Consider the following 8,136-nt stretch of genomic DNA (forward strand, 5'->3'; position numbering starts at 1 on the left):
TTTGATGAAGTGAATGAAAGGAACGAATTGAAAATGATGACACTCATTGAAAAGTTAGCAGAATTTCCGGTGAAAACCGTTACTGTTCAAGGCCAGCAGCAAGCCTATCGGGAAGCCGGTCAGGGCGAGTACCTTGTGCTGTTGCATGGCATTAGTTCAGGTTCTGCTTCATGGGTAAACCAACTTGAAGTGTTGTCTCATCATTTTCATGTCATTGCCTGGGATGCACCGGGCTATGGCAAATCAGCTGAACTTTTAACGGATCAGCCCAATGCTACCGACTACGCAAAGCGTTTGGCAGCGTTGTTTGATGTTTTAAAAATTGAAAAAGCGATTGTGGTCGGACACTCATTAGGCGCCTTACAGGCGAGTGCATTTGCTGCACTTTATCCAGAGCGAGTGAAACACTTGGTTGTAGCTAATTTGGCGCAAGGCTACCAACGCCACGATGAACAAACACAAATTCAGATTTTTGAAAAAAGACCAAAAATGTTGAAAGAACTCGGTGCTAAAGGAATGGCCGAAAGCCGTGGACCTCATTTGATTTATAGACAAGAGCCACAAGCCTTAGCTTTAGTTTCAGAGGTGATGCAGCAGTTGACCTTACAAGGTTTCACACATGCATCGTACTTACTTGCATATGACGAAATACGTAATTACTTAACCGATTTAAAAGTCCCATGCACAGTGATTGTAGGGCAGCAAGATCAAATCACTCCTGCGTTAGGTATACAAGAGCTTGCTCAGGAATTGCAGTTGGAACAGCGCTTCGTCATAGAAGATGCAGGACATTTAAGTTATGTCGACCAACCGCAAGCATTTAACCAAATTATGTTGATGATTCAGGAACAATCGTAAGAGAGATTAAGGATTATGAGCTTCCAAGTTGAAGGAAAAGTTGCAGTTGTTACCGGTGGCTCATCTGGGATTGGGCTGGCTGCTGTTGAAATACTGGTTGCAGAGGGTGCAAAAGTTGCTTGGTGTGGTCGCGATGAAGAACGTTTAAATGCTTCTAAGCACTATATTTTAGAAAAATATCCGCATGCCAATATTTTTACCAAAGCATGCAATGTATTGAAAAAAGAAGAAGTTCAGCAATTTGCCAAAGAGGTCAAACTCAATTTGGGCAATGTGGACATGCTCATTAACAATGCTGGGCAAGGCCGTGTTTCAAATTTTGAAAACACACAAGATGAAGACTGGATGAAAGAAATCGAGCTGAAATATTTCAGTGTTTTACATCCGGTACGGGCTTTTCTTGACGACTTAAAACAGTCGGCAAATGCCTCAATTACCAATGTGAACTCGTTACTGGCATTGCAACCGGAACCGCACATGATTGCGACTTCATCTGCACGCGCTGCACTGTTGAATTTAACCCATTCATTGGCGCATGAGTTTACTCAATATGGCGTTCGTGTGAACTCGATTTTACTCGGAATGGTCGAGTCTGCGCAGTGGAAACGCCGTTATGAAACCCGTTCAGATTTGAATCTGTCATGGGAAGAGTGGACAGGCAATATCGCAAAAAATCGCGGTATTCCTATGCAGCGTTTAGGCCGTCCAGAAGAGCCTGCACGTGCTTTAGTTTTCTTGGCATCACCATTGGCATCTTACACCACAGGTTCGGCAATAGATGTCTCAGGTGGTTTTAACAAACATTTATAAATATCAGGTGCTGTCATGAAAAAGTTGATGATGATTGGTTTTGGCGCAATGGCAGCAGAAGTGTATGCCCACTTGCCTCAAGATCTGCAACTCAAATGGATTGTAGTGCCATCTCGCAGTATTGAAAAAGTGCAGTCACAAGTCTCTTCCGAGATTCAGGTGATTTCAGATATTGAGCAATGCGATGGTACGCCAGACTATGTCATTGAGGTGGCAGGTCAAGCAGCAGTGAAAGAGCATGCTCAAAAAGTTTTAGCGAAAGGCTGGACCATTGGTCTGATTTCGGTGGGTACTTTGGCTGATAGCGAGTTTCTGGTTCAGCTTAAGCAAACTGCCGAAAAAAATGATGCACATCTGCATTTACTTGCAGGGGCTATCGCAGGCATTGACGGTATTTCTGCTGCTAAAGAAGGTGGTTTGCAAAAAGTCACTTACAAAGGCTGCAAAAGTCCAAAAAGCTGGAAGGGCAGTTATGCAGAGCAATTGGTCGATTTAGACCATGTTGTTGAAGCTACAGTCTTTTTCACTGGAACTGCCCGTGAAGCTGCGACCAAATTTCCAGCCAATGCCAATGTTGCAGCAACTATTGCACTTGCAGGACTTGGTATGGATGAAACCATGGTTGAGTTAACTGTTGATCCAACCATCAACAAAAACAAACACACCATTGTGGCAGAAGGTGGCTTTGGACAAATGACTATTGAACTGGTGGGCGTGCCGTTGCCAAGTAACCCAAAAACATCAACTTTGGCTGCGCTTAGCGTGATTCGTGCTTGTCGCAACAGTGTAGAAGCAATACAAATTTAAGAAGGATTTGATCATGGCAAAGGAAATTTATATTGCGGGTGAATGGCGATTAGGCAGTGGTGCAGTCATTCAAAGCCTTTTTCCGGCAGATCAGTCGGTAAACGCTGAGCTTTCAACGGCAACGCTTGAAGACGTAAATGAGGCAATTGAAAAAGCAGATCAGGCTTGGCGTCAACCGAGCTGGAGAAACAGCTTGCCGCATGAGCGCGCACGTATTCTCTACAAGGTCGCAGACATTATTGAAGCGCGTGTAGACGAATTAGCGAAATTACAAACCCGCGATAATGGGAAGCCTTTAACCGAAACTCGCGGTTTGGTGATGAGCGCTGCGGCGACTGCACGTTATGTTGCAGCAGCATGTGAAACAATGAATGACGAGCTCACCACTCAACGTGCTCCAGATTTTATGACCATGAGCGTGCATGAACCTGTCGGCGTGGTAGCAGCAATTACTCCTTGGAACTCTCCAATTGCGAGTGAGGTTCAAAAACTTGCTCCAGCTTTGGCAGCAGGAAATGCCGTGGTTTTAAAACCAGCAGAAGCAACTTCACTGATTGCTTTAGAGCTTGCCAAAATTTTTGAAGAGGCTGGTTTACCAAAAGGCTTACTCAGTGTGTTAGTGGGGCGCGGTTCTGTGATTGGTGATGCAATTGCTCAACACCCATTGGTTCGTAAAATTTCTTTTACAGGTGGAACAACCACAGGACGTCATTTGGCACATATTGCCGCAGACAAACTGATTACCACTTCGCTTGAGTTAGGTGGTAAGTCACCAACCATCGTTTTACCAGATGCAGATGTCGAACTGGCTGCTAAAGGTGTAGCGTACGGAATTTTTAGCTCGGCAGGCCAAGCGTGTATCGCAGGTTCTCGCTTGTTTATTCATAGCAGTCTTTACGATCAGTTTTTAATGCGTTTGGTTGAAATCACCAAAGGCTTACGTGTGGGCCATCCAGAACAGGCGGGGGTGCATTTAGGACCACTGGTCAATGACAAACATTTGCAGTCAGTTGATCGCTATGTGCAACTTGCTAAAAGCGAAGGTGGTCAGGTTCTGATTGGTGGTGAGGCACTTACGACTGGTGACTATGCCAAAGGAAGCTATTACTTACCAACCATTATCACAGGCTTAAATAACAGTGCTCAAACCTGTCAGGAAGAAATTTTTGGCCCTGTTTTAGTCGTTATGAAATATGACAACGAGCAAGATTTAATTGCCCAAGCCAATGACAGCTGTTTTGGTCTTGCCGCAGGTATCTGGACTGAAAGCTATCGCAAAGCTTGGCGTATTGCACGTGCATTAGAAGTGGGAACGGTATGGATTAATACCTACAAAAAATTCTCGATTAGTGCGCCGTTTGGTGGCTTTAAAGACAGTGGTATCGGGCGCGAAAAAGGCCGTTTGGGCATTTTATCGTACATGCAACAAAAGAGTATTTATATGGGGCTGAATGAACAGCCTAACCCTTGGTGCGATTAATAAATTCAAGGACTGAAAATAAATTTTGAGGAACAGACATGACTGAACGTGTAAATGTAGGCGAAGCAATCGCAAGAGTTTTAGAAGCGCACCAAGTTGATAGTATTTATGGTGTTATTTCCATCCACAATTTACCTATTGCCGATGCAGTAGGGCGCCGTGAAAGAATGCGCTTTGTTGCAGCCCGTGGTGAGGCTGGCGCAGTTACCATGGCAGATGCACACTCACGCTTTAAAGGCCTAGGTGTAGCGTTGACCAGTACAGGTGCTGGGGCAGGTAATGCCGTAGGTTCACTGATTGAAGCAATGAATGCGGGTAGCCCTGTATTGCATTTAACGGGTCAAGTTGAGCGTGAATATCTCGACCGTGATGCAAGCTTCATCCATGAAACCAAAGACCAACTTACATTCTTGCGTGCATCGAGCAAAGCGGCGTTCCGTATTACCAGCCCAGACAATGCTGTTGGTGTAATACGTGAAGCAATCCGTGTAGCAACTACAGTTCCAATGGGACCGGTTAGTGTTGAGTTACCAATTGATGTACAAGCAGCAGAAATTGATTTGCCACTTAACTTAGGGCCAGTCAAAGCACTTGAGTTACCACAGGCAGAGCAAGCAGAAATTGACCATCTTGTCAGTGAAATCAAAAAAGCAAAACGTCCGATTTTCTGGATTGGCGGTGGAACTTTAAATAGCGTTGCCGAAGTTAAAGCAATTGCAGATTTAGGTATTCCTGTTGTGTCATCTACACATGGTCGTGGGGTGTTGGCAGATGACCACCCACGTAGTTTGGGTGCTTTCCATAACTCGGCGGGTGTTGAGCAGTTATTAAAAGATGCCGACTTGATGGTTGTGGTGGGTTCTCGTTTACGTAGTAATGAAACTAAAACTTATTCGGTTGAATTCCCTGAAAACATTATTCAGGTGGATGCCAACCCAGTGGCTCAGCAACGTAATTACAAAATCCGCAACTTCATTTGTGGCGATGCCAAAGATGTCTTAACACGTGTGTTGGAACAGCTTCAGGGGACTTCAAAAGTTGATGCCGATTACGATGCTGCTGTAGTGGCTGCTAAACAGGCTGCAATTGATGCACTGCGTAAACAAATCGATCAGTACGCATTAATTTGTGATCACTTGCGCGCAGCTTTACCTCAAGACGGCATTTTTGTACGTGACATCACCATGTCGGGTAGTACATGGGGCAGTCGTTTATTCCCTGTACAAGCACCAAACCAAAACATCCACTCACTCGCGGGTGCAATTGGTTTAGGCCTTGCAACAGCAATCGGTGCTTCAGTTGCTAACCCTGATAAAAAAGTAATTGGTTTGGTCGGCGATGGTGGCTTAATGCTTGGCATTGGCGAAATTGCAACCATGGTGCAAGAAAACACCAACATGGTCTTAATGATTATGAACGATGGTGGCTATGGCGTAATGCGTGGCATTCAAAATAACTACTTTGGTGGTCGTCAGTATTTCAATGAGTTGCATACACCAGACTACAAACTTCTTGGCGAATCTATGGGTGTGAAGAGCTGGAAAGTCGGTAGTGCAGATGAGTTTAAAACGGTTATTCAAGAGGCAGTCGCTTTTGAAGGGCCAACCGTGATTGAGCTCGATATGAACTCGATTGGACCATTAAACTTCGCGGGTCCACCGCAAAAGAAACTGTATTAACCAGTTTGGATGGTTTAGTACATATGCGATGGGAGCTGCTAAGCCATCCTTTTTTTAGATAAATTTTTTTATCTAAAAAACAATAAAAACGAAGTTTTACAGGTAAAACAAATAAAGTTCCAGCAGGACGCTGGAACTCAATCAAGGATGTAGAGATGAAAAAGACTTCATTGATCATGGCATTCATTGCACCGCTTACGCTGGGGGTAAGCGTCAATGCATTTGCAAAAGATTCATTGCTTGAATGGAAAAGTGATGATGGCACCGACTCATTAAAGTTAGGTGGGGTGGTTCGGTTAAATCAACGCTATGAAGATTGGGAAGGGCCAAACCGTGGTTTTGGTAAGCTCCATTTTGATATTTTCAGGGTTGATCTCAAAGGTAAATTTGATGATGCTTACATCAATGCCAGTTATATGGTTCAAGACCAACAGAAAACGTCCATTGAGAAAGCATATGTTGGCTATAACTTAGATGCCAATAACAGCATTGAAGCAGGTTTAGTTTATAAGCCTTTTACGATTTATCCTTACCCGCAAAATGGCTGGACCTACCACATCCCATTCTTTTTAGGTTATGGCAACAATATTGCGCCAGGGATTAACTGGAATTATCACGACAAAGATTGGGATGTAAAACTCGGTTATTACCCGCAAATGTTAGAGACGAACCTGCGCTACTCACCAGAAAGTGCAACTTACGATGACTTGGCAGGAAATGCATTTCCATCTCAAAAAGCCTATCAAAATGAAAAGCGCAATCAGGTGAATACCCGCATTGTTCGCAAGTTAGAAACTGATTTCGGTAAGCAAGAGTTTGGTGTATCGGGTGCAATTGCCCAGCTACATAATGATATTACCGATAAAGACGGCAAATATTATGCAGTCGGTTTGCACACTGAAAACAACTACAAACGCTTTAATTTACAAAGTTCGGTCATTCACTATCAATACGATGCTAAAAATCCGGATGGTGTAAATAGTGATATGACTTTAATGGGGGCAAATGGTCTTACGCCAGCCTATTTCATTGCTTCGGAAGGTACGATTGCCAGTTTAAACCTTGCCTATACGTTGCCTGTGACCAATATGGGCAAGCTAAAAGCCATTAAGTTTTATAATGACTATAGTTATCTCGATAAAAAACGTGATGATTGGTCAGATTCGCAAATGAACACTACAGGGATGATGTTTATTGCTTCACCATTTATGGTTTGGGCGGATTATACGTGGGGTAAAAACTCCAACATTATTGGTGGCTCGACCAATTCAACAGGATATACCTCTGCTACGTCGCCAAACAGTGATAAATGGCTATACCGTATTAACTTTAATATTGGCTTTACTTTCTAAAGTAAGCAGCAATAAAAAACCACGCAATCGGCGTGGTTTTTTATTTAATAAGTGAAAATTTTTAATATCTGTTTTTTTCAAACTTATTCCAAAATACAAAGGCAGTCACAAAAGCCAAAATGGTGAGCGCGAAAATATAATACATCGCACCAATATCACTATATTGACTGAGCCAATGCACTAAAGGCAGCGTCATACCGCCAACAATTGCATAAGACAAATTATAAGAAAATGAAATGCCCGAGAAACGCACAGGCGCGGGGAACATTTTAACCATACTGCTCGACACCATGCCGACAGTACCAGAGCATAAACCCAACAACATATATAAACCAAAAATGGTTGAATGTGCCGCGTGCCCCAAACTGTTATAAAAAACTGCCGCTGTAAGTGCCACAGCAAGCGCACCGACCATCATGACTTTGCCACAGCCAAAACGGTCAGCAAAATAGCCTGCTAAAATACAGCCGACCATTTGCATGACAATAGCTGCACTTTGCATTTCAAAAGTCTGTGCGCGCTCAAAGCCAAACGTACCAGTTAATAAATTTGGCATGGCTAAAATCACCACCACCACGCAGCCCGTTAAAAACCACGTAAATAACATACCAATCGCAACGGCTGTTTTATGCGTTTTTAAGACTTGTTTTACGGGCATTTCTTTTGAGATTTCTTTACGAGCCTGCATGGCTTTAAACACAGGCGTTTCTTTTAAATAAGTTCGTAAATAAAGTGCAACCAAACCAAAAATACCACCTGCAATGAAAGGAATACGCCATGCCCAGTCATGGATTTGTCCTTCACTAAAATTCAGTGAAATCCATAAAGACATGAGCGCGCCTAGTAAAATTCCTAAAGACAGCCCAGCGGTGAGTAACCCATTTGCCAGTCCGATTTTTCTTTCAGGTACATGTTCAGACACAAAGGTCCATGCGGCTGGAATTTCCCCCCCAATTGCAATACCTTGTACTACACGCATGAGTAATAAAAGTAGCGGTGCCAAATACCCAATATTTTCAAAAGTTGGCAAAATCCCGATAAACAAGGTAGGCAGTGCCATCAGTAAAATAGAAAGCGAAAATAGTTTTTTACGCCCGACCAAGTCACCAAAATGGGCCATGACGACCCCGCCTAAGGGCCTAAAAAAGTA

General features: G+C 43.5%; 7 protein-coding genes. 6 read left to right on the forward strand and 1 reads right to left on the reverse strand.

What is annotated here, in order from left to right; genetic code table 11:
* The first annotated feature begins 33 nt into the window (after positions 1–33).
* The 6 genes from J690_RS18835 to J690_RS18860 all read left to right on the forward strand — a co-directional run bounded on the left by J690_RS18835 (position 34) and on the right by J690_RS18860 (position 6,986).
* Entirely contained in the window at positions 34–858 is an 825-nt protein-coding gene (locus tag J690_RS18835) for an alpha/beta fold hydrolase (RefSeq protein ID WP_032037467.1), read from the forward strand.
* Positions 859–873: 15 nt separating this feature from the next.
* Positions 874–1,668 carry an SDR family oxidoreductase gene (locus J690_RS18840; RefSeq protein WP_032037469.1) on the forward strand — a complete coding sequence of 265 codons (795 nt, stop codon included), beginning with the start codon at positions 874–876 and terminating at the stop codon, positions 1,666–1,668.
* Positions 1,669–1,683: 15 nt separating this feature from the next.
* Positions 1,684–2,475 carry an aspartate dehydrogenase gene (locus J690_RS18845; protein ID WP_032037471.1) on the forward strand — a complete coding sequence of 264 codons (792 nt, stop codon included), beginning with the start codon at positions 1,684–1,686 and terminating at the stop codon, positions 2,473–2,475.
* A 13-nt stretch (positions 2,476–2,488) separates the two neighbouring features.
* Entirely contained in the window at positions 2,489–3,955 is a 1,467-nt protein-coding gene (locus tag J690_RS18850) for an aldehyde dehydrogenase (RefSeq protein ID WP_032037473.1), read from the forward strand.
* A 38-nt stretch (positions 3,956–3,993) separates the two neighbouring features.
* Entirely contained in the window at positions 3,994–5,634 is a 1,641-nt protein-coding gene (locus J690_RS18855; protein ID WP_032037475.1) for a thiamine pyrophosphate-binding protein, read from the forward strand.
* Between the two features lie 155 nt (positions 5,635–5,789).
* Complete coding sequence (locus J690_RS18860) at positions 5,790–6,986, forward strand: hypothetical protein (RefSeq protein ID WP_032037476.1); 1,197 nt, start codon at positions 5,790–5,792, stop codon at positions 6,984–6,986.
* Positions 6,987–7,047: 61 nt separating this feature from the next.
* On the opposite strand, the gene J690_RS18865 is transcribed toward J690_RS18860, so the two are convergent.
* Positions 7,048–8,136 (reverse strand): MFS transporter (locus J690_RS18865; RefSeq protein WP_032037477.1); only part of this gene is annotated, 1,089 nt, incomplete at its 5' end.

It is taken from the genome of Acinetobacter sp. 742879 (genome assembly GCF_000588535.1).
In the GTDB taxonomy this organism is placed as follows: domain Bacteria; phylum Pseudomonadota; class Gammaproteobacteria; order Pseudomonadales; family Moraxellaceae; genus Acinetobacter; species Acinetobacter pittii.

Bases quoted from the DNA above. Each gene is read 5' to 3' on its own strand.
- J690_RS18855 (WP_032037475.1), top strand. From the start codon at position 3,994: ATGACTGAACGTGTAAATGTAGGCGAAGCAATCGCAAGAGTTTTAGAA.
- J690_RS18850 (WP_032037473.1), top strand. From the start codon at position 2,489: ATGGCAAAGGAAATTTATATTGCGGGTGAATGGCGATTAGGCAGTGGT.
- J690_RS18845 (WP_032037471.1), top strand. From the start codon at position 1,684: ATGAAAAAGTTGATGATGATTGGTTTTGGCGCAATGGCAGCAGAAGTG.
- J690_RS18840 (WP_032037469.1), top strand. From the start codon at position 874: ATGAGCTTCCAAGTTGAAGGAAAAGTTGCAGTTGTTACCGGTGGCTCA.
- J690_RS18860 (WP_032037476.1), top strand. From the start codon at position 5,790: ATGAAAAAGACTTCATTGATCATGGCATTCATTGCACCGCTTACGCTG.
- J690_RS18835 (WP_032037467.1), top strand. From the start codon at position 34: ATGATGACACTCATTGAAAAGTTAGCAGAATTTCCGGTGAAAACCGTT.